Here is a 20,266-nt window from a genome sequence, read left to right as displayed (position 1 = left end):
GAGAAGCTCTCCTGGTCCTGGTCTGAGCCGGTCGCGGCCCTCGTGTTCAGACGATCACGTCAACGAGCATGAAGGCCGCCACTGCCAGCAGTACGCCGGCGAAAACTCTCTGAAGAGTGGTGCCGGAGATCTTCGTCGCGAGGCGTTTGCCGTCCCAGGCTCCGAGGATCGCGGCTCCGGTGAAGGGGCCGATGACCTCCCAGTGGAGCCCGCCACCGGTGCCGGTGCGAGCGGCGAGCGCGGCGAGGGAGTTCACCGTGATGACGAGCAGGCTGGTGCCCACCGCCCGCCGCATGGCCAGTCCCAGGACGCCCACCAGGGCGGGCACGGCGAGGAATCCCCCGCCGACCCCCAGAAAGCCCGTCACGGCGCCGAGTCCGGCACCGGCGCCAGCCGCCCTGCCGGGACGGATCCGGTCCGGCGGCCCGGACGCGGACGGACGCAACATACGCAGAGCCGCCAGCGCGGCGATGACCGCGAACGCCGCCGTCAGCACCGCTTCGGGCAGGCGCCCTGCAACAGCTCCGGCGAGAAAGGCGGGGACGATGCCCGCCGCAGCGAACAACGCCCCTGTCTTCCATGCCACGTTCCCGCCGCGGGCGTGGGCGTACAGGGCGGTGGCGGAGGTGGCGGTGACGATGATCAGGCTGGCGGTGGTGGCGGCGGCCGGGGTGAAGCCGAGCAGATAGATCAGTGCCGGTACGGCAAGGACGCTGCCACCGCCGCCGAGGGCCCCGAGCGCGAGACCGATGACGGCCCCGGCGATGAGGGCGAGAACGAGTACGGTCACGCTATCCGGCCGCTGTTCCCGCGTTCGTCGACGACCGGGTGCCCGGCGGCGGCCCACGCGTTCATACCGCCCTCGACGTCCACCACCTGCGCTCCGCGGTCGGTGAGGAGCTTCGCGGCCTGCTGGGAGCGGTGTCCACTGCGGCAGATCACCACCAGCGGACGGCCCTGCGCCTCGGCGGGCAGGATGGCGCCGGCGACCAGGTTCGTCAGCGGTACGTGGATGGCGCCCGGGGCGTGGCCCGAGTTCCATTCGGGCTTCTCGCGGACGTCCAGCAGGACGGCGTCAGGCCGGTCGCCGCTGGTACGGCTGTGTGCCTCGTCGACCGTGACACGGGGCCCGTTTCGGCGAAAGAGGAACATCACACGCTTCCTTCCTTGCGGGAGATCGGCCGAACTCAGGCGGAGGCCAGGGGCAGCCCGGCATCCGCCGCGGCGTCGAAGGCGTCGTCGACGGCGACCACCTTGCGGCCGGCGGCATCGAGGAGGGAGGCGGCGATCGCCGCGCGCATCCCGCCGGCGCAGTGCACCCACACCGTCCCGTCCGGCACCTCGCCGATACGGCCGTGCAGCTCGTGGATCGGGATGTGGACCGAGCCGTCGATGTAGCCGCCTACGCGCTCCGAGTCCCGGCGCACATCCAGGACGACCACCTCGTCGCCGCGCTCGCGCACCTGGGCAAGGTCGGCGAAGCGGGCACGCGGGAAAGAAGCGAGCCTCTCGCCCTCATGGACCCAGCCGGCCGGGTCGCCGGTGGCGGCGGCGGCCGGGCGGTCGATGCCTACCCGCGCGAGTTCCCGCTGCGCGGCGCTGATCTGCTCCGGGGTGTCGGCGAGCAGGGTGACGGGCTTGCCCCAGGGGATCAGCCAGGCCAGGTAGGTGGCGAGCTTGCCCTCGCCCTCGAAGTTGAACGAGCCGGCCACGTGCCCCTCGGCGAAGGCCATGCGGCTGCGCAGGTCCACCACCCACTCACCGGCGGCCAGCCGGGAGGAGATTTCGCCTGCATCCGCACGCCTCGGCGGGGTGAGGTCGACGGGGGCGGGGCCGGCGGCGTTGGCCGGGCCCATGTGCGCGTAGTAGGCGGGCACGTCCTCCAGCCCGGCGAGCATCCGCTGAACGAAGGTGTCCACGTCCAGGGTGAGCGCGTCGTTGCTGGTGCGTTCCTTGCCGATCGTGGTCGCGTCCCCCTCGGCCTGGGCGGAGGAGCAGAAGCTGCCGAACCCGTGGGTGGGCAGCACCGGCACCTCGTCGTCCAGCTCGGCGGTCAGGCGGTGGGCGGAGGCGTGCTGGGCCCGGGCCAGCTGCTCCGTCAGCCGAGGCTCCACCAGGTCAGGGCGGCCCACCGTACCGATCAGCAGCGATCCGCCGGTGAACGCCGCCACGCCGCGCCCGTCCTGCTCCAGGACGTAGGAGGTGTGGTGCGGGGTGTGCCCGGGCGTGGCGATCGCACGCAGGACCAGACCCGCGTCCACGTCCACGGTGTCGCCATCGGCGACCGGGGTGCGGGCGAAGGACACGTGCGCCGCGGCCGGCACCAGATAGGAGGCGCCGGTGACGCGGGCCAACTCCAGGCCACCGGTGACGTAGTCGTTGTGCACGTGGGTCTCCGCCACGTACGCGATGCGCACCCCGCGCCTGGCGGCGGCGGCGATCACCTGGTCGATGTCGCGCGGCGGATCGATAACCACCGCGGCAGCGGCCCCGCCGGCCAGGTAGCTGCGGTTGCCCAGACCCTCGAACTCAAGAGTGTCGACGAAGAACACGACTGCGGCTCCTCCACAAGAACGGTGTACCCCGGGGGGTATTCGGCACCTACCCTAACAGGGGTACCCCGGGGGGTATTCCTGTGGTCCTGGACGTCCCCCATATCTCCGGGTGCGGCATTGCGTCCGCTGCGCCGGGTACCCGGCGGGGTATCAAGGAACCGGGTTTTCCGCCTCACCGAAGGAGCAGCGCACCGTGTCCTACGACCGCACCGTCCGACTGGCCGTCACCGACTTCGACGCCGCCACCGCCGCCGTCCGCCAGGCCTTGGCCGACCAGGGGTTCGGCATCCTCACCGAGATCGACGTCCAGGCCACGCTGAAGGCCAAGCTCGGCCACGACATGGAGAACTACCTAATCCTGGGCGCCTGCAACCCGCCGCTCGCCCACCACGCCCTGGAGGCCTACCGCTCCATCGGCCTGCTCCTGCCCTGCAACGTCGTCGTCCGCCGCGACGGCGACCACACGCTCGTCCAGGCCCTCGACCCGGACACCATGGTCACCTCACCGGCCTGGACGCCCTCAAGCCCGTCGCCGACGAAGCCACCGCCCGACTCGACGCCGCGCTCAGCGCCCTGGCCGCCACCTGCCCTCTCCCCGGTTCGGCATCTGGCCGACCCCGGCACGCGGTGCGCGGATCGTGCCCACGCCTGGCAGCAGGAGAGTGGTGAGCCGGGCCCGTTTCAGTACGGAGGCCGCGGTCTCGATCCACTCCCAGTCGGTGTGCGAGCCGGGCCCGTAGTTGACCGAACTGCCCGCCAGACCGTCGCCGTGTGCGATCTCGATCGCGTCCACGCCGGCCTCGTCGAGCGCTGTCACGATGCGGGCGACATCGACAGGGCTGATGCGGTGGCGAACGGCGTGCATGCCGTCCCGGAGGGTGACGTCCTGGACGTAGATCTGCGTGGTCATCGGCTGTCCGCCTTCGCTGCGGCGATCCGCTCGGCGACTTGGAGTCCCGCCGCGGTCATGATGTCGAGGTTGCCTGCGTAGGCGGGCAGATAGTGTGCGGCGCCCTCGACCTCCAGGAACACCGACACCTGATGGGTGGGGCGCCGGGTGCCGGCTTCGAGCAGGGTGTCCAGTGGCTGGTCGCCGGGGATCTCGGTGATCTGCGTCTGCTGTTTGAGCCGATACCCCGGGACGTAGGCCGCCACGTCGGCCACCATCTTCTCGATGCTCTGCCGGATATCGGACCAGGCGGCCGGGTCGGGGGCGTCGACCAGGACGAAGACCGTGTCACGCATGATCAGCGGCGGCTCGGCGGGGTTCAGGACGATGATCGCCTTGCCGCGCTGTGCGCCGCCGACCTTCTCGATCGCTCCGGCGGTCGTCGTGGTCTCGGATCGCACGAAGGCGCGGCCTGCTCGCGACTTTGGGTGAGCGAGCCGTGGCGGAGGCACGGCTGATGTTCCCGCATCAGCCTCCAAGCGCACGAGTCCGGCTGGACGCCCTCGGACCGAGCCTGGCGGACGAACTGGCACGGATGCACAGAAGGGCTCCGTTCCGCGGCAGCACGGCTCTCAGATCGTCGTTCTCCACGGACCTCAGACGATCCTGCTTTCCTACCGCAGGAGGTGAGCAGAGCCCGATGCGAGCATTTCCTACTCGCCATTCCTGTTCACCGGGATCACTTCCAGGGTGCGCGAACCGTGCACCCCCTCGACCCGGTCCAGCCCGACGTCGCTGGTCGCTGAAGAACCGGAGATCCACGTCAACGGACTTACCGGTTCGAGGCGTTCGAGGCCCTGCGGCACCGCGGAGACGACCTGGTCCGGGACCCGTACGACGCAGATGCGCTGGTCGGGCATGAGCGTGATGCGGCGGCGGCCCTGGCCGGGGGAGCCGTCGAGGACGACGGTGCCGGACTCGGCGACGGCCACCGCGCACGCCGTCACCACACTGTCGATCCGGTCCAGCTCGTGCGGGGTGCTCGGCCCGGTCCGGGACCTGCTCGGCGTCGGCGTCCGCGAGCCAGGACTGCTCCAGCCCCGACGGCACCAGGACCGTCTGGAACCCCGCGCCGCCGGCATCCCGGCGAGCGTCGCGGGCAGGTCCGCTGCGGTGCAGTGGTGCACGATCGCCCGGTAGTCGGCGAGGTTCTCGGCCAGGAGGTCCGCCGTCTCCTCGACGCCGCGGTCCCCGTGCTCCCGCAGATACGTCCGCTCGATCGGAGCGTCCTCGCCCGAGACATCGGACAGCGCGCGCCGCACCCGGCCCAGGATCCGCTCCCTGCTGCTCACTTCGAGCCCCCCTTCTCCGAGCGGCCGCCGTCGGTCCGCGGCCACCAGTCGCGGAACGGCTCCACGGGTAGGGCCGGAAGATCCCGGGTACCGCTCCAGGCCTGCCCGGCCCCGGAAGCGAACGCGGATGCAGCCGCCGGGTGCGCGAGGTCGGCCGCTGTCCGGTGCGCAGGACACCGGGGCGGGCGAACGCCCAGCGGGCCGCCCGCATCGCCGCCCGCTCGGCCGCGTGCCCCTTGGCGGGCTTGAGCACCACCTTGTTGCCCTCGCGGACCACCAGCCCGCCCTGAACGACCCGTTCCCGCAGATGCACCAGCACCTCGGGGATGTCGATGGCGACCGGGCAGACCTTGTAGCAGGCCCCGCACAGCGAGGAGGCGTACGGCAGCGGGGCGTCGATCTCGCTTTCCGTGCCGCGCAGTTGGGGGCTGAGGATCGCACCGATCGGGCCCGGTTAGACCGAGCCGCAGGCGTGGCCGGAAGCGTGGCCGCAGGCCCACTCGTAGACCGGGCAGACGTTGAGACAGGCCGAGCAGCAGATGCAGTGCAGGGCCTGGCGGCCGACCTCGTCGGCGACGGAATCGGAGCGAAGCGGCCGACTTCGAAGAATCGGCACGCTCAACAGGAACCGGGTCCAACGCCCGCGCGGATCACCCCCTGCAGGAGACAGGCATACTCGAATCCCGAACGTTGATAGTTTTCTGATGTGGACCACTTCCAGATCGGCGTGCGGTCAACTCCTGGCGCCGCCCACACGCCGATGGGCTCCTCAGTACCGTCGTGCACCCGCGCCGCTCACCGGGGCTGCCGCCCGGTCGGCGTCGCGCGGCTGCCGTGCCGCCCGATCCCATCCCGCCGGCCCGGACGCCTGCGTCAGCCTGCTCGTCAGTCGCTCCCCCTCGATGTCCATGTCCGGCAGCGCTCGGTGCAGGAACCGGGGCAGCCACCATGCCTTACGGCCCAGGACCGCCATCACGGCGGGGACAAGCGTCATCCGGACAACGAACGCGTCCAGGAGCACGCCGACGCCGAGCGCAAAGCCCATGCCTTTGATGACCTGCATGTCGGCGAAGACGAACGACCCGAACACCGCGATCATGATCAGCGCGGCAGCGATCACGACCTTCGCGCCGTGCCCGAATCCGCGGACCATCGCCTCGACCGGCGGCAGCCCATGGGCGTACTCCTCCCGCATCCGGGAGACGAGAAAGACCTCGTAGTCCATAGCGAGGCCGAAGAGGATGCCCACCAGCAGCATCGGCAGGAAACTCAGGACCGGGCCGGTGGTCTTGATGCCGAGCAGGTCGGAGAGCCAGCCCCACTGGAACACCGCCACCAGCGCGCCCAGCGAAGCACCGAGGGACAGCAGGAACCCCAGGGCCGCCTTGAGCGGGACGGCGAGGGCGCGGAACACCACGACGAGGAGGAGGAGCGCCAGGCCCATCACCAGCAGGCAGTACACGGGCAGGGCGGAGGAGAGCTTGTTCGCCACGTCGATGTTGACGGCGGTGGTGCCGGTGACATTGATCTCGGTGCCGCTGTTCTTCTCCACGGCGCCTCGGGCGTTCCGTATCTCTGCCAGGACCCGCTTGGTCGTCTCGGTCTCCGGGCCACCGGTGGATGTGACGCTGAGCAGTGCCGCATGACCGGACTCGGCACGGACCGCGGGGGTCACGGAGGCCACCCCAGGCAGGTCCCGCACCACACCGGCCATGCGCTCGGCGGCCGGGACGACCTCCGTCCTTTCACCCTGTACCAGCACGACCAGCGTGCCGCTGTAGCCGGGGCCGAATCCGTCGTCCACGAGCTTCTGTGCCCTGCCCGCGGAGGTGTCGGGATCCTGCGTGCCGCCGAGCCCCAGTCGGAGATCCGCCGCAGGGACAGCGAGGACGCCCAGGCCCACCAGAGAGACGAGCAAGACGCTCCACCGGCGGCGGGCCACCATGGCCGCCCAACGCTGCCCTGCGGGCTGACGTGCCGAGACGGGGGCGCGCTCGACGGAACGACGCAGGACGGGGACCGTGCTGGTGGCGATGTTCCGTCCCATCAGGCCGAGTACGGCCGGCAGCAGTGTGACGGCGATCGACACGGAGACGACGACCGTCGCCGCAGCACCCAGTCCCATGACGGTAAGGAACGGGATGTTCACCACGGAGAGCGCGGCCAGTGCGATGACGACGGTCGCGCCGGCGAAGACGACCGCTCCACCGGCCGTCCCGGTCGCCAGGCCGGCCGACTCCTCTGGTTCCATGCCCGCCCTGACCTGGGTCTGGTGCCTGGAGACGATGAACAGGGCGTAGTCGATGCCCACGGCCAGGCCCAGCATCACGGCGAGGATCACCGAGGTGCTGTCCATCGTGACGACGCTGGTCAGACTCAGCAGGCCGAGCACACCCACGGCAACCCCGACGAGCGCGGTCGCGACGGGAATGACCGCGGCACGCAGGGAGCGGAAGACGAAGACCAGAATGCCCAGGGCGATGAGCACGCCCACGGCTTCCCCGGGGCCCATCACCTTGACCTCGACCTTGGAGAAGGCGTCTCCGCCGATCTCCCCGGTCAGCCCCTCGCGACGTGCCTCGGCCACGAGTCGCTCGACGCCGTTGGTGGTCGCCTCGGAAAGGGTGCCGGTCTTGTCGGTGGTGAAGGTCAGTGCGGCGATGCCCGTCCGGCCGTCGGCCGAGACCGTCCCCGACGACGCGGAGGGTGCGGTGACCGACCTGACGCCCAGAACATCCGCCGCCTCATCGACCGTTCGCCGTACGATGCGGGCCACGTCGCCGGTCGTGAGGGTCTCACCGCGTGGGGCCCGAAAGACGATCCTTCCGGTGAGGTGGGACTGGTCGCTGGGGAACTCTGCCTGCACGACGTCGAGCGTGCGCTGGGCCTCGGTACCCGGGATGGTCGTCGAGGTGGTGAACGGCTTCATCAGGCCGAGGGCCGCCAGGACCGCGACGAGCAGCAGTACGGACCAAGCGCCGATGACGGACCATTTCCGCCGGTAGGCGAAACGGCCCAGGCGGTACAGCAGGGTGGACACGCGAAGACTCCCGATGGCCGGGGAATGGGAAATGAGCAGTGCCCCGACCGGTGGAGGACGCCAGTCGCCGAGGCCTGCCTTATCCACCGTAGGAACGCCTCCGGGCCACACTCCGCGAAACGGCCCTTCGGGACCGCTGTTCACACACAACTCCCATGGAACGCGCCACGCGGGTCGGAGACGATCAATTGAGCACCGAAGGCGGGCAGGGTCCCGCGGCACTGAGGAAAGGGTTGACGCGCATGCCCGACGAGAACGCCGCAGCCGTGGCGGAGTCCGAGCCACCGCTCGGGCGATTGCTCGTCGTCGACGACGAGCCGGCGATCCTGGACACCGTCGGCCGTTTCCTGCGGTTCATCGGCTACGAGGTCCGGACGGCCGCCACGGTGAAGGAAGCCCTTGCCGAGGCCCGCGACCACCTTCCCGAGCTCATCCTGCTGGACATCATGCTCCCGGACGGCGACGGCATCGAGGTCATGCGGCGGTTGCGCGCCGACGGCCTCCCGCACGCGGTTGTCTTCCTCACCGCACGTGACACACGTAAGGACCTGGTCAAGGCACTCGCAGCGGGTGGTGACGACTACGTCACCAAACCGTTCGGTCTCGACGAGGTGGCCGCCCGGATCGGTGCTGTGCTGCGCCGCACCCGCAGACCCGAGCACGAGAGCTCCGTCCTGCGGGTCGCCGACCTCGAACTCGACCCGGCCACCCACTCCGTACGCCGCGGCGGCACTGCGATCGGTCTCTCCCCGACCGAGTTCCGGCTGCTGCGCTACCTGATGCTGCACAGCGGTCGGATCGTGCCCCGGGCCCAACTCCTCGAACACGTCTGGTCGTACGACTTCAACGGCGACGACACCGTGGTCGCCACGTATATCAGCTACCTGCGCCGCAAACTCGACGCGCTCGGTCCACCCTTGATCCACACCCAGCGGGGCATCGGCTACGCCATCCGGGAGCCGGGATGCTGAAGCGGTTGCGCCGGTCGCCGCTTCGCGCGCGCCTGAGCATGGTCGTCACGGTGCTGTGCGCCGGCGCCATGGCAGCCACGGCACTCAGCTGGATTCTCAGCGGCGATCCGGCCGTGATCGTGCTCGTGGAACTGGCAGGGCTGACCGGTGTGGCCCTGGTGAGCACTACTGTCGTACGGCGGGAACTGCGCCCGCTGGAGCGGGCTGCGGACACGGCCGACACCATCGCCGCCGGCGACTTCGCCCAGCGGTTGACCGTAGCCGCCTCAGCACCCACCACGGAGGTCGGACGCCTCGCGGACGCCTTGAACGGGATGCTCGACCAGATCCAGGCCGCGCTCACCGCCCGCGAGCAGTCCGAGGAGCGGATGCGTCAGTTCGTGGCGGACGCCTCGCACGAACTGCGCACGCCGCTCCAATCCCTGCGCGGCTACGCCGAGTTGTACCAGAGCGGGGCGCTGCCGGACCGGGCCGCGGTGAACGAGGCGGTGGAGCGGATGCTCTCCGAGATCCATCGCATGACACGGCTGGTCGAGTCGCTCCTCGGGCTTGCCCGGTTCGACGAGCAGGACGAGGCAAGTCTTGAGCCGGTTGACCTGAGCGGGCTCGTACGCGACTGCTGCCGCGACGCCAGGGCAGTGGAGCCGTCACGGCCGACCGGGGCGTACATCGAGCCCGACGTGACAGTCAGCGGGGACGAGGCCCAGTTGCGGAGCCTGCTCAGCAATCTGCTCGGCAACGTCCGTATGCACACGGCACCGGATGTTCCCTGTCGGGTCACTCTGAGCACGTCGGGCGACGAGGTGATGCTACGGGTGGAGGACTTCGGCCCGGGTATCCCCCATGAGTCGCTCACCCACGTCTTCGACCGGTTCTATCGCGCCGACAAGGGCCGCAGCCGTGTCGACGGAGGCAGCGGGCTGGGACTGGCTATCGTGGCGGCGATCACGGACCTGCACCACGGCAGGATCCGTCTGGACAGCGTCCCCGGCCGTGGCACGCGGGTGGACGTCCTTCTGCCCGCGTCCCGCACCGGGTCGGTATCGGTCGATCGGGACACACTGCCGCGCTCGTCGGCAGATCGCGCTGAATGCTGACTTCGGCGGCCTGTCCCGGGGGCCCGCTCGTGACGAGCGGGCAGACCCGTCTGTCGGACACGGCCGTCCAAGGCCGCGAACTTCTTCTCCAGGTCAGCGAGGAAGCTGTCGCCACCGGGCAGCATCCCGGCGATGGCCCGGACCGTAGTGCCTGTGGAGCCCCTGAGCCGCCCTCGATGAAGGCGGCGGCCTCCGGGACGTATGCGGTCATCAGTTCCTTGAAGGCACGGGCCGCCTCTTCGCGGTCCAGCAGGTCGTCCATGCTCATGTCCACCGACAGGGGCGTTCGTTCGGCGGGGTCGGCGTCGAACGGAACCGTCCAGGTGTGGCGGCCCGAGCCCACCTCGACGCCGTCGCTGTCGCCGGGCAGGACAACCTCGGCGGCGGTGTTCGACGAGACGAGGGCCGTGACCGTCAGTTCGTGGTTGCCCTTCATCGTGGCAGAGTCCCGCGCCATGGACACGAACTACTGCTGAGCCACCGGCAATTCGCCCACGAGCTGTACCAGGTCGAGCACCGGGTGCTCAGGTTACTCGACGGGTTGCGTTGGTGACCCCGCGCTGGGCCGGATCCGAGAGGGCGGCAACCGCACTGTCGGCCTGGCCTTTCGTCGTACGCGGAAAGACCGCCCGAGATGTCGTCACTGGCGCCAGTCAGGATGCCATTCACCTCGTACCGCGAGGTGAATTCCGTCGACCGGCCCTGCTCGGCCGCCTCCACAGTGCCCCAGGTGTGTCGCCCCCTGAAGCGGGCTTCCAAGACTGCCCCGTTCGCCGCGGGCGCACGGGCGTCTGTCACGCGCGGCAGTGCCGATCTGGACACAGAAGATGTGAACTCCCCCAACTACCTTGCCATGAGCCGGACGTACATGAGCGTCACTCAAGGGTCCTCGCGGATCCATGAACTCTCCGAGGTACCAAGAGCTCCAGTTCGGCATTGGTGCCCGCGAGCCGACCGAGACTGCGCTGATATCGGCGCCAAGGAATGGCAGTTGTGGGGGTGTACCGGATAGCGCGAGAGCACCGGCTGCCGCGCGAGGCGGCGGGGCCTGTGCCACATGGCCCGACCACCGCGCGGCTCCTGGACGGCCCCTGACACGCCCGGCAGGTCGGTCTCGGCCAGGAACCATCAATCCCGGGCCGGCACGCATCAGCCGTCCCGCCTGAAGACATTTCCGCAGGCCGTGATCACGAAAGGCGACCGCCACCAGCAGCGAAGAATCCGCTGGCCAGCCCCCCGCCCCTGGCAGACGACCACCGCCACTCAGTGCCCCGTCAGCGGCTCATCGGCCCTACTGCTCGCCGCGCCACCCCCAGCCGCAAGGCGAATCAGTACACGACCTCGCACCACCCTGACCAGCGGCAATACGCTCCACAACCGAAAACGGTGCGGATTCGACCCGGATTCGCCCCGAGGGCCCCAGACTCCAAAACGAACAGTAGTTGACCTGCAGTGATGCTGATTCTTGCCGCTGTACCGAGCATCCACCGACAGAGGAGTCTCACAATTGAAACTAAGTGGACATTTTTGGGCGATTAGCGCCACGTAGCGAGTAGTCGCACCCGCCGGCGCCACCTCCGGCTCCCCCGAGCGCGAACCGAACAGCAGCACCACCCGGCGCTCCACTCTGGCGACTAGGGGGCTGACAGAACAGGGCTCTGACCAGCCCCTTTACGGAAGTCCTTCCGCCTGACAGAAGACGTCTTGCCGAGCCGATGCAAGCCTCACAACCCTGTTTCCAACCACGGCACGCGGGGCGACGGAGCCCCGCCGACAGAGACGGGAACTGCCATGCCGCACATCACCGCTTTTGCTGGAAACCAGTGGTTCTTGGCGGGAGCGATCAACGAGACGCTCTCGCAGTGATCACTTCCAGGGCCTGCCGCAGGGCGCCCCACCGGTGATCGAGTTCAGCCCGAGCTGGTCGACAAGAAGACACCTCGTACATGTACTTGTGAACCTGTCCGGCGCCTGGATGTCCACTACAGACCGATGCCGGACCACCTTCATCGCCCGGAATGACCGCATCTGCCGCATGTCGGTGGGACGGGAACGACAATACGCGAACCCGAATTCGACCCGGATTCGACCCCAAGTGTTTGTTTATCAATTAAACATAGCCTCTGACCTGCGGAAATACGGGGCGGCAGACGAGTCAGGCTATACGCCGGGTACTGGCCGGGGCGTCCAGCGCCACCAGCAGCCGGGCTCGGGCCCGGCCGACCAGAGCGGTCAGCGCGTCCGGTTGAGGGACGGTCTTTTGTTCGCCCCGCAGGGCGGCGGTGCCGCGGGCAGGGTAGATCAAGGTCCTGGGCCAGGGGTCTTCCAGGTGGGCGGCGATATTCCCGACGAAGACCGAAGGGATCAGCAGGAGACCGTCGCCGGCGAGGCGGACAGTTCCGCCCTGTCACACCGGTGCGGGTGGCGGGAAGTGCGTGGCGCGGAACTCGGCGAGGGTCTGCTCCACACCGGCGATGGTCAGACGCCAGAAATCCCAGCCGTCGATCTTGTTGCTGCCGGTCGCGGCCCTGGCGGCGGTGGTCGGGGTGCGCCAGGGGCGGCCCAGGACGTTGATCTGGCCCTCGTGGTTCAGGACCGCCTGGTGGACCTTCTTCTCGTGCCGGCCCGTGAAGGTGATGCCGGCCTTCAGGTCGTCCGGGTCCAGATGTTCCAGCAGGTCTTGCAGGTCGACTCGGGAGCGTTCCGGGTCGACGGTGGGTGTGGGCGTCGTTGCGGCCGGCGTGGGCGCGGCAGCGGGCCGGTCGCAGGCGCGCTGCAGGGCCAGGGCCATGGCGGCTGCTGAGCTGTATGGCGCCTTGGGCCCCACCTTGTCGTCGATCAGCTGCTGGATGGCGGGATCGTCCCCGTAGCGGGCGAGTACGGTGACCGCCCGCATGAGGCGGCTGCGGAGCGGGACGAGGTGGGAGTCGTTGAGCGCGAGGATCCGTATGGTTTCGTCGGCGCGGCACAGGCCGCGTTTCGCTTCGGCCTGCGAGTAGGGGGTGCTGCTGCGCCGGGCGTAGCCGGCGCTGTCGAAGCCGAGCAGGTCGGGGTCGCTGTGGTGGGCTGGGAGCAGCGGCTGTTCGCGGTCCAGGTCATCGGCTGATGCGCGGGCGCGGGTACCGCCTATGACCGGGAACTGGCTGCCCTTGGCGCGGCCTTCCCGGACACCGTTGTAGCGGGCTCCGCCGCTGTTGCAGTGTCTGCAGGCGATGCCGTAGTTCGACACGTCGCAGGCCAGCCACCAGTGACCCGGGTGGCCGGGCACGTCGCGTACTGGGCACCGAAGATCTCGGCTCCCGCACCGAACCCGTGCTGCTCCGGGAACACGGCCACGGGAGGAAGATCCGGGGGCGCTCCTGGCTGACTCCCGGCCGTCAGGCGCGCAGCAGGGTGACGGTGCGCCCGGAGGGCGTGGTCTGCTGCGAGAAGGCGGTGCGCTCGTGGACCGTGGCTGCTTGCGGGCGGGTGTCGAAGACGACGAGGGTGCCCGTGGACAGCTCCATGCGGTCCAGGTAGTCGTCCAACTGTGCCAGCCCCTCGGCGAGGGGGTCGGTGCGGCCCTGGCGCCACACCTTCAGCTCCAGCGCCTCGCGCTGCACCGCCCGCGAACCGTCGGCAGCGGTGTACGGCTGGCGAATCAGCAGGTCCACGCGCCGCCGGCCGATCCCGTACTCCCGGTCGATGAAACCCGCCCCGTTCACGATCCGGTGCAGGTAGGCCATCATCACCAGCTGTGCCGCGGCCTCCGGGTAGGTCGAGGCGGTGGCCAGGATCTCGCCGTTCTCCCGCCAGAACTCGGCGAAGGAGCACAGCAGCTTGTCCATGTCGATCCGGTCGTCCGGCAGCCGGAAGCTGCTCGGGGCGGCGACGACCTGGCCCTCCGTGTTGTTTCCCAGGACCCGGACAATGACCTCCTGGTAGATCGGATTGGCCACCCGCACCGGCGCGTCCGGAGCGACCAGCCCCAGGTCGCGCACGTACGCCAGATCGTCGTCGTACGTGTCCGTCGGCAGGAGCAGCTCGCCCGCGATCACCGGCTGGATCACCCGCCGCACCCGGTCCTCGCCCAACCTGGCGGCCAGCGAGTCCAGATGCGTCGCACGCGCCAGGATCAGCCGCTCCTTCGCCTCCTCCATGTGCTCGGCCGTGATCGGCGTGTCCGACGGCACCCCCATCTCCTCGACGACCTCCCGGGCCAGCGCGTTGACCAGCCACGGCTGTCCCTGGGTAAAGCCGAAGGCACGCTCCAGCGCATCCACCGTGAAATCCTGGCCCGTCTGCGTGGTGTGCTGCCCGTACAGCTCGGCGACCTCGGCCGCGGTGAAGTCGCCCAACCGCAGCGACGCCACCTTGATGTTGAACGGACTCGACGTACCAAGGCGCCCCGGATCCCCGCCCGAGGCCGCCTTGTAGTCACGCACATCCCGCAGCCCGCACAGCACCACCGCATGCGGGAAGCCGCCACGGCTGACAGTGAAGCCATCGCGCAACTGGCGCAGCACACTGCGCAGGCCTTCCCCCCGCAGCGCGTCGATCTCGTCGAAGAACAGCACCAGCGGACGCGGACAGCTCCGCACCCACTCAGTCAGCCCCCGCGTGAGCCGGGACCCGGGCACCGCGTCGGGCCAGGAGGCGGGGGGCGCGAGCTCATCAGGAAGCCCAGCGGACTCCGCGGACCGCCGAATCGCCTCCAGCACCAGCAACTCGGCCTGGCCGTAGTCCTCCCCGGCCACCTCCGCGCTCTCGCACGAGAAGTGCAGCGCCGCGTACCGGCCCGAGGCCGTCAGTTCCCGGGCCATCGCCGCCAGCACCGTCGTCTTCCCGGTCTGCCGCGGCGCGTGCACCACGAAGTACTGGCCCTGCTCGATGTACCCGCGGGCCCTGGGCAGCCGCTCCTGGGCCGGCACCATGTAGTGACGCGTGGGGACGCACGGCCCGGCCGTATTGAAGTAGCGCATACCTCGCACGCTAGCCGACGGCACCGACAACCTGAGGCGACCGTGCACCCGACCACCGGCTACACCGCCCCGTACGGGCACGAGTGCCAGAGCAGCGGTGCCCCGGTACGGGATCACCCGGCGGGCAGACGCAGAAACGCGGCCGGCGCCCGCTGGGGTGCGGTGACCGCTGGAGCGCCTCCGGCGACCGCCAGGGCATGCAGGTCACTGCCGCACAGATCTTCGCTTGCCGATCAGCTCATCCGGGGCACGTTGTCGTCCTCATCGTCCCAGTCGGTCTCATGCATCCTGCCCTTGCCGAAAATCTCATCCGGGCTGTTGAGCGACCGGGGCACGCACTGCGGCCAGGGCCTTGTCGGACAGTTTGGCCGCGGGTCAGGGGCCAGTTCCCCGCAACCGCGTACGCCGGAAAGCGGCTGTACCTGCTTCGTCACGGCGGCAAGGAGTGGCTGGACGAAGATCGACACAGTCGCATCGCCGTGGAGAAGCGCATGGGCCGCGAGGTCGCCGGCGTGGATGGTCTCTACTCGCACGTTGCCCTGGCCATGGAGCAGGAGATTGCAGGTTCGCTGCAAACCGGAGACTGCAGGTTCGCTGCACACCAGGTGGCTGCGTTTCGTGGCCAGCGAAGGAGAGCACTGGAAGGTGCCGTCTCCCACTGCTCTCACATTCGATCTTGAAAGTGGTGGAAAACCGCAGGTCAAGTCGGGTGGAGCAAAGTCGTCATAAACTTGTGTATGAAGTTCATCTCCACCAAGAGCTTCATGCCGTTCGTCTGGTACCGCATCGCGCTCGGCATCGTCATCATTGTGCTGGTCAGCATGGGTGTACTGAGCCCCCACGCGGCCGAATCGTCCGGGTGACGGTGGGCCGGTTCGGCTGGTTCCGGCCAGCGGTTGGGTTGCGGTAACCAAAGAGCCCCCGAGGTTGACTCCTCGGGGGCTCTCTCGTTGTCGTGCAGGGACCAGGCGGGACCACCTGGGGGTTGGCCCATCCCTCGCCCTGGCCGCTCCACCCAACTCTGGGGGTGCAGATGGCTGCGGCTTGCCCGCCTCGGCGTGCTTCTCCCACTGACGGGCGCGCGCCGTCCGGTCGGTGATGTCGCCGCCGTCTCCGGAGCCTGATCCGGACGCCCCGGAGTCCTGTCCGCAACGTTGTCCGTCCTGGCCGGAGCCCTGGCCGGCGGAGCCCTCTCCGCCCTGGCCGGACCGGCCTTGACCGTCAGATCCGGCTTGCCCGCCGGCCCCTGATCGGGAGCCGCCTTCGCCGTCGCCGCTGCCACCCGCGATGGCGTAGATCGGGGGCGTTGCGGCGTCGGCCCAGGATCGTTCCCGCCGCGCGGGTGGCCAGCGGGGTGTCGGAAGGGGTGCCGCGTGTTGTTCTCCCGTGCGGGATCTTCCGGCGGATGCCGGGGGTTAGCAGGGGCGCCTATCGAGGCTGTCGTGGCAAGGCTGGTGCAGGATAATAGCCGCTACTGTCCGGGGCACTTTGAGTTGCCCGTGCGCAGCACCGGTCATAGCCTGAAAAGGGAGGGATTTGCGAATATACGCGAGTCGGGCCGCGACAAATCTTAATGCGACAGATCAACAGAGATTAACGCCGCACCGCATCTCCGTCACCGACTGCGCACTATTCAGCGATTACGAGACGAACAAGCAGTCAATACTTCATGGAACAATCAACTGTCCAACGTGCGATGGACGGGAGCGCAAGAAGGACGGCCCAATGATGGGGAGGCCTCACATGCATAAATCGGAGACAGAACGCCGCCGCGCTCACCGAACTACCTGGGAAGCCTATTGCCCGGATGAAGGCGAGGCCCCACTCGGCACCGTCTACGACAACTCAAGGGATGCCGAACGGGCTGCGGAACAGCACAACGCTCAGTTCACTCCACCACATAACGCCTCGGTGCGGGAGTATTTTCCCGATCCATACGATCCTGACAGGCCGGACTACTGAGCTTGGTCAGGGAGGGCGCCGAGCCCATTCAAGTCCGAACAGCGACGAGACGTCCGTACCGGAACACAGAGCATCGGCATCGTCATTGTCATCGTCGTCCTGGTGTCCATGGGCGTACCGAGCCCCCACGCGGGGGAGTCGGCGGGCTGAGCCGGACCCGGTCCGAACTGCCCGCTCCTCCCCAACTCCCCTCAGTGACCAACCACATACGGCATCCGTAGCCGAGCGGTAGCGCACCGTCAGTGATGGCGCCTACTCTTGTCCGCATGTCCCCCGAGCACCTTTCCCGTGGTTCCGTGCGGTCCGCCGCCGACTTGAACGACCGGATCCGAGCGCTGTGGCAGCACGCCGGTGGGTCGCTGTCGGCGCAGGAGCGGGCGGAGTACGAGCTGTTGGTCGCGGAGTGGGCCGCTGCGATACGCGGAGACATCACCGAGGCCGCGTGACCGCTGTGGGGCGAGACGCCGACGAGCAGGCCCACCACCCGGGCGGCCTGATCATCTTCCTCAACGGCACGTCCAGTTCGGGCAAGTCGAGCATCGCTGTGGAGCTGCTGAACATCCTCGACGAGCCCTCCTTCCACATCCCGGTCGACGCGTTCCACGCCATGCGGACCCGCCGGGAGATGTCCCCCGAACGGCTCGCCACCGTGCTCCACGACACCTGGCGGGGCTACCACCGCGCGATCGCCGGGATGGCGGCCGCGGGCAACAACGTCGTCATGGACCACGTCCTGAGCGCGGAATGGCGGCTGCGGGACTGCCTCGATCTCTTCGTGCCGCAGGACGTCGTGTTCGTGGGCGTGCACTGCCCCCGCGCCGAGCTCGAACGACGCGAGCGGGACCGGGGCGACCGGCCGACGGGGCTGGCCGTGCGGCAGTCGGGGCAGGTGCACGCACACGGGCTCTACGACATCGAGTGCGACACCAGCCGGGCGGATCCGCTCCGATGCGCCACGCGCATCAAGGAGTTCATCGCCGACCGGCCCACGCCGACCGCGTTCCAGCGGCTGCTCGACAAACGGCGAGGATCCAAGCCACCGGCCAACTGAACGCGCCTCCGAAGCGGCGCGGGGAACTGCGCGAGCAACCAGACCCGACCGGCGGCCCGCCGACAACCCGACCTCCCACGGCGCTTCACCGGCCCCCCGACACCCGCAGCACCGCTCCCGTCGTGTACGACGCCTCCGGGGACATGAGCCAGGCGATGGCCGAGGCGATCTCGTCGGCGCGGCCGGGGCGGCGGAGGGGGATGGAGGCGGCGATGCGGTCGGGGCGTTCCGGGTCACCCATCCGCGCGTGGATCTCGGTGTCGATCACCCCGGGCGCGACCGCGTTGACTCGGATGCCGTCCGGGCCGAGTTCCTTCGCGAGTCCCGTCGTCAGCGCGTCGACCGCGGCCTTGGTCGCCGCGTAGTGGACGTACTCGCCGGGGCTGCCCAGCGTGGCCGCCGCCGAGGACACGTTCACGATGACGCCGCTTCCCCGGGCCGCCATCACCTCGGCCGCCCGGCGCGAACACAGCAGCACGCCGAGGAGGTTGACCTCGACCACCCGGCGCAGCACATCCGTGCCGGTGTCCACCAGTCTCCCGAACGGGCCCGTCACCCCCGCGTTGTTGACCAGCCCCGTCACCGGCCCGAGCCGGTCCGCCGCCGTCTCGAACAGCCGGTCCACGTCGGCCTCCACCGAGGTGTCCGCCCTGACCGTGACACAGCGCGCCCCGTTCGCCCGTACTCCCGTCGCGATCCACTCGGCGGCCGCCCCGTCGTTCACGTACCCCACGACCACGTCGTGACCGTCCGACGCGAGCCGCAGGCAGGTCGCGGCACCGATCCCCCGGCTCCCACCCGTGACCACCGTGACCGGACGTGACATCCCGACCTCCCTGACAGCGAACATGACGCACCCGGTGTGCGGCCACCGACGAACTCGGCGATCGATCATCCTACGATCGCAGCCCGGTCGGCGCATCACGTCGAGGGCAACCATTCCGGCCCCGGCGGCAACCCATGAGTGGGAAGCTCCTTCCGCACGAGCCCCACATGAATCACGCTTTCTCCAGAATCGCGCCTCCTCCAGGATCACTCCTTTTCCGAACCACGCCCGGACCCGAACCACGCACGGACCCGAAGGACTTGAACGTGGCAGCCCGTCCCCACCGCTCCTCCTCCCGCCGGCCCAAGCGGCGCACCGCCCTCATATCCGTCGTCGCCGTGGCGGCCGTCGGGCTCGCCGCGTCGCTCGTCATCGCCTTCGGCCCCGACCGCGAGACCGGCGCCGAAGCCGCCGGAAAGGTCGGGGCGACCCCCGCCGTGACCACTCCCCGGGCGACCGGCGCGTCCTCCGGGGCACCGGAGCGGAAGCCCTCCGTCACGCCCTCGAAGTCCCCGTCCCCGTCGGCCTCGACGACCACCCCGTCGGCGACCCCGACCACCGGGTCGACCCGGCCGTCGCCAGCCGTCACCCGGCAGGCCGGGCCCTCCTCGGCACAGCTGGCGGGGCGGATACGGCCCGGGGTCGAGCACGAGGGGGTCGCCACCTTCTACGACGCCGGTACGGGCGAGGGCGGCACCTGCTCGTACGGCCCGAGCGACGACGTGATGACCGCGGCGATGAACACCACCGACTACGAGGTCTCCAAGGCCTGCGGGGCGTACGTGCGCGTCCGAGCGGCGGGCGGCGCCGCCGTGACGGTCCGGATCACCAACGAGTGCCCGGCGCCCTGCAAGCCCGGCCAGCTCGACCTCAGCGCACAGGCCTTCGCCAAGCTCGCCGCCCCCTCGCGCGGCCAGATCCCGATCACCTGGAGTCTGCTGAGCCCCGGCACGTCCGACCCGCTGTCGATCCGGTACAAGACCGGGTCCAGCCAGTACTGGTGCGGCATCCAGGTGATCGGGCACCGGAACCCGGTGGCACGGCTGGAGGTCCGCGACGGCGGCGGCTGGGCCCGGCTGCCCCGTACCGAGTACAACTACTTCCTCTCCGAGCAGGGCGGCGGGTGCGGCGGCGCGCTCAGGATCACCGACATCTACGGGGAGCAGCTGACCGTCGACGGCATCGCGGTGCGGCCGGACGTCGTACAGGCGACCGGGGTGCAGTTCACGGCACGCTGACCGCGCCGCCCGTCCGCACCACCCGTCCGCACCGCCGAGAACAGCTCGCGAAGCCGATCGGCCGGATAGAGCAAGCTCGCGCGCGCCTGACCGCGGTCCGGCCAATGCTGAGGGTGCCCTGCTCGCCGATCTTCCCGGGACCCTCATGCCACTCACGCCCGCGCCCGCTTCCCGCCCCCACACCCGTACCCGTACCCGTACGGGCCCTCGTTCCCACCTCCGCCTCCGTCTCCGTCTGCGCCTGTCGCTCGCCGCCCTGCTCGGCGCGTCCTGCCTGGGTGGCCTGCTCCTCGCTCCGGCGGCGGGCGCCGCCGCCGACACCGA

14 protein-coding genes and 7 pseudogenes are annotated in these 20,266 nt (G+C 69.6%); 8 read left to right on the top strand and 13 right to left on the bottom strand.

All coding sequences use genetic code 11. The features are described 5' to 3' along the window. Window positions 1–46: 46 nt before the first annotated feature. Genes AWZ10_RS25035 through AWZ10_RS25025 form a run of 3 tightly spaced genes read right to left on the bottom strand, consistent with a single transcriptional unit; the run spans window position 47 to window position 2,552 of the window. Complete coding sequence (locus AWZ10_RS25035; protein WP_006378575.1) at window positions 47–790, bottom strand: sulfite exporter TauE/SafE family protein; 744 nt, start codon at window positions 788–790, stop codon at window positions 47–49. Further along, window positions 787–1,152 (bottom strand): rhodanese-like domain-containing protein, encoded by a 366-nt coding sequence (locus tag AWZ10_RS25030; protein WP_010358255.1) that lies wholly within the window; start codon window positions 1,150–1,152, stop codon window positions 787–789. Before AWZ10_RS25030 ends, AWZ10_RS25035 begins: the two co-directional genes overlap by 4 nt. Before the next feature lie 35 nt (window positions 1,153–1,187). Then, window positions 1,188–2,552, bottom strand: coding sequence for an MBL fold metallo-hydrolase (locus tag AWZ10_RS25025; RefSeq protein WP_006378722.1), 1,365 nt, complete (start codon window positions 2,550–2,552; stop codon window positions 1,188–1,190). A 196-nt stretch (window positions 2,553–2,748) separates the two neighbouring features. On the opposite strand from AWZ10_RS25025, the pseudogene AWZ10_RS48060 reads away from it, so the two are divergent. Further along, window positions 2,749–3,137, top strand: a pseudogene (locus AWZ10_RS48060) (DUF302 domain-containing protein); the annotation flags it as partial. A gap of 52 nt (window positions 3,138–3,189) precedes the next feature. On the opposite strand, the pseudogene AWZ10_RS25020 reads toward AWZ10_RS48060, so the two are convergent. The 5 genes and pseudogenes from AWZ10_RS25020 to AWZ10_RS25005 all read right to left on the bottom strand — a co-directional run. Then, window positions 3,190–3,465 (bottom strand): annotated as a pseudogene (locus AWZ10_RS25020) (4-hydroxy-2-oxovalerate aldolase); the annotation flags it as partial. Next, window positions 3,462–3,914: pseudogene (locus AWZ10_RS25015) on the bottom strand (acetaldehyde dehydrogenase (acetylating)); the annotation flags it as partial. The pseudogenes AWZ10_RS25015 and AWZ10_RS25020, both read right to left, overlap by 4 nt. 243 nt (window positions 3,915–4,157) lie before the next feature. After that, window positions 4,158–4,796, bottom strand: a pseudogene (locus AWZ10_RS25010) (LutC/YkgG family protein). Beyond that, window positions 4,793–5,385 (bottom strand): annotated as a pseudogene (locus AWZ10_RS48055) (lactate utilisation protein LutB domain-containing protein); the annotation flags it as partial. The pseudogenes AWZ10_RS25010 and AWZ10_RS48055, both read right to left, overlap by 4 nt. Before the next feature lie 180 nt (window positions 5,386–5,565). Next, window positions 5,566–7,836, bottom strand: coding sequence for an MMPL family transporter (locus AWZ10_RS25005; RefSeq protein ID WP_006379207.1), 2,271 nt, complete (start codon window positions 7,834–7,836; stop codon window positions 5,566–5,568). Between the two features lie 242 nt (window positions 7,837–8,078). Here AWZ10_RS25005 and AWZ10_RS25000 point away from each other — a divergent pair, with 242 nt between their 5' ends. From AWZ10_RS25000 to AWZ10_RS24990, 3 genes are all read left to right on the top strand, one after another. Then, a complete protein-coding gene (locus AWZ10_RS25000; protein ID WP_006378898.1) occupies window positions 8,079–8,807 on the top strand; it encodes a response regulator transcription factor in 729 nt (242 codons plus the stop codon). Next, window positions 8,801–9,904 carry a sensor histidine kinase gene (locus AWZ10_RS24995; RefSeq protein WP_010358252.1) on the top strand — a complete coding sequence of 368 codons (1,104 nt, stop codon included), beginning with the start codon at window positions 8,801–8,803 and terminating at the stop codon, window positions 9,902–9,904. Before AWZ10_RS25000 ends, AWZ10_RS24995 begins: the two co-directional genes overlap by 7 nt. A gap of 266 nt (window positions 9,905–10,170) precedes the next feature. After that, window positions 10,171–10,380, top strand: coding sequence for a hypothetical protein (locus tag AWZ10_RS24990; RefSeq protein WP_143673346.1), 210 nt, complete (start codon window positions 10,171–10,173; stop codon window positions 10,378–10,380). Between the two features lie 1,682 nt (window positions 10,381–12,062). Here AWZ10_RS24990 and AWZ10_RS55775 read toward each other — a convergent pair. The 4 genes and pseudogenes from AWZ10_RS55775 to AWZ10_RS51580 all read right to left on the bottom strand — a co-directional run. Next, a pseudogene (locus AWZ10_RS55775) lies at window positions 12,063–12,305 on the bottom strand (ArsR family transcriptional regulator); the annotation flags it as partial. 6 nt (window positions 12,306–12,311) lie between these two features. Continuing rightward, the gene (locus AWZ10_RS24985) at window positions 12,312–13,172 is read right to left on the bottom strand and encodes a restriction system modified-DNA reader domain-containing protein (protein WP_006378819.1); all 861 of its coding nucleotides are present in this window, start codon (window positions 13,170–13,172) and stop codon (window positions 12,312–12,314) included. A 109-nt stretch (window positions 13,173–13,281) separates the two neighbouring features. Next, on the bottom strand, window positions 13,282–14,865 hold the full coding sequence (locus AWZ10_RS24980; protein WP_237311092.1) for an ATP-binding protein: 1,584 nt from the start codon (window positions 14,863–14,865) through the stop codon (window positions 13,282–13,284). Window positions 14,866–15,098: 233 nt separating this feature from the next. After that, window positions 15,099–15,524, bottom strand: coding sequence for a hypothetical protein (locus AWZ10_RS51580; protein ID WP_143673463.1), 426 nt, complete (start codon window positions 15,522–15,524; stop codon window positions 15,099–15,101). A gap of 63 nt (window positions 15,525–15,587) precedes the next feature. Here AWZ10_RS51580 and AWZ10_RS48040 point away from each other — a divergent pair. The 3 genes and pseudogenes from AWZ10_RS48040 to AWZ10_RS24965 all read left to right on the top strand — a co-directional run. Beyond that, a pseudogene (locus AWZ10_RS48040) lies at window positions 15,588–15,728 on the top strand (undecaprenyl-diphosphatase); the annotation flags it as partial. Between the two features lie 1,365 nt (window positions 15,729–17,093). Then, window positions 17,094–17,273 (top strand): hypothetical protein, encoded by a 180-nt coding sequence (locus AWZ10_RS24970; protein WP_046703871.1) that lies wholly within the window; start codon window positions 17,094–17,096, stop codon window positions 17,271–17,273. Next, window positions 17,270–17,878, top strand: a complete 609-nt coding sequence (locus tag AWZ10_RS24965; protein ID WP_060892079.1) for a chloramphenicol phosphotransferase CPT family protein — start codon at window positions 17,270–17,272, stop codon at window positions 17,876–17,878. Before AWZ10_RS24970 ends, AWZ10_RS24965 begins: the two co-directional genes overlap by 4 nt. 85 nt (window positions 17,879–17,963) lie before the next feature. On the opposite strand, the gene AWZ10_RS24960 is transcribed toward AWZ10_RS24965, so the two are convergent. After that, window positions 17,964–18,704 (bottom strand): SDR family NAD(P)-dependent oxidoreductase, encoded by a 741-nt coding sequence (locus tag AWZ10_RS24960; RefSeq protein WP_060892078.1) that lies wholly within the window; start codon window positions 18,702–18,704, stop codon window positions 17,964–17,966. 266 nt (window positions 18,705–18,970) lie between these two features. Between AWZ10_RS24960 and AWZ10_RS24955 the strand changes: the two genes are divergently transcribed. Beyond that, a complete protein-coding gene (locus AWZ10_RS24955) occupies window positions 18,971–19,942 on the top strand; it encodes an expansin EXLX1 family cellulose-binding protein (protein WP_060892077.1) in 972 nt (323 codons plus the stop codon). Window positions 19,943–20,266 lie beyond the last annotated feature (324 nt).

The sequence above is a fragment of the Streptomyces europaeiscabiei genome, from assembly GCF_001550375.1.
Classification (GTDB): domain Bacteria; phylum Actinomycetota; class Actinomycetes; order Streptomycetales; family Streptomycetaceae; genus Streptomyces; species Streptomyces europaeiscabiei.
This window is presented reverse-complemented; position numbering and strand designations above follow the sequence as displayed.

Excerpts from the sequence above, each read along its gene's own strand:
- AWZ10_RS24990 (WP_143673346.1), top strand. The coding sequence starts at position 10,171 with ATGTCCACCGACAGGGGCGTTCGTTCGGCGGGGTCGGCGTCGAACGGA.
- AWZ10_RS24970 (WP_046703871.1), top strand. The coding sequence starts at position 17,094 with ATGTCCCCCGAGCACCTTTCCCGTGGTTCCGTGCGGTCCGCCGCCGAC.
- AWZ10_RS25000 (WP_006378898.1), top strand. The coding sequence starts at position 8,079 with ATGCCCGACGAGAACGCCGCAGCCGTGGCGGAGTCCGAGCCACCGCTC.
- AWZ10_RS24995 (WP_010358252.1), top strand. The coding sequence starts at position 8,801 with ATGCTGAAGCGGTTGCGCCGGTCGCCGCTTCGCGCGCGCCTGAGCATG.
- AWZ10_RS24980 (WP_237311092.1), bottom strand. The coding sequence starts at position 14,865 with ATGCGCTACTTCAATACGGCCGGGCCGTGCGTCCCCACGCGTCACTAC.
- AWZ10_RS25030 (WP_010358255.1), bottom strand. The coding sequence starts at position 1,152 with ATGTTCCTCTTTCGCCGAAACGGGCCCCGTGTCACGGTCGACGAGGCA.
- AWZ10_RS24960 (WP_060892078.1), bottom strand. The coding sequence starts at position 18,704 with ATGTCACGTCCGGTCACGGTGGTCACGGGTGGGAGCCGGGGGATCGGT.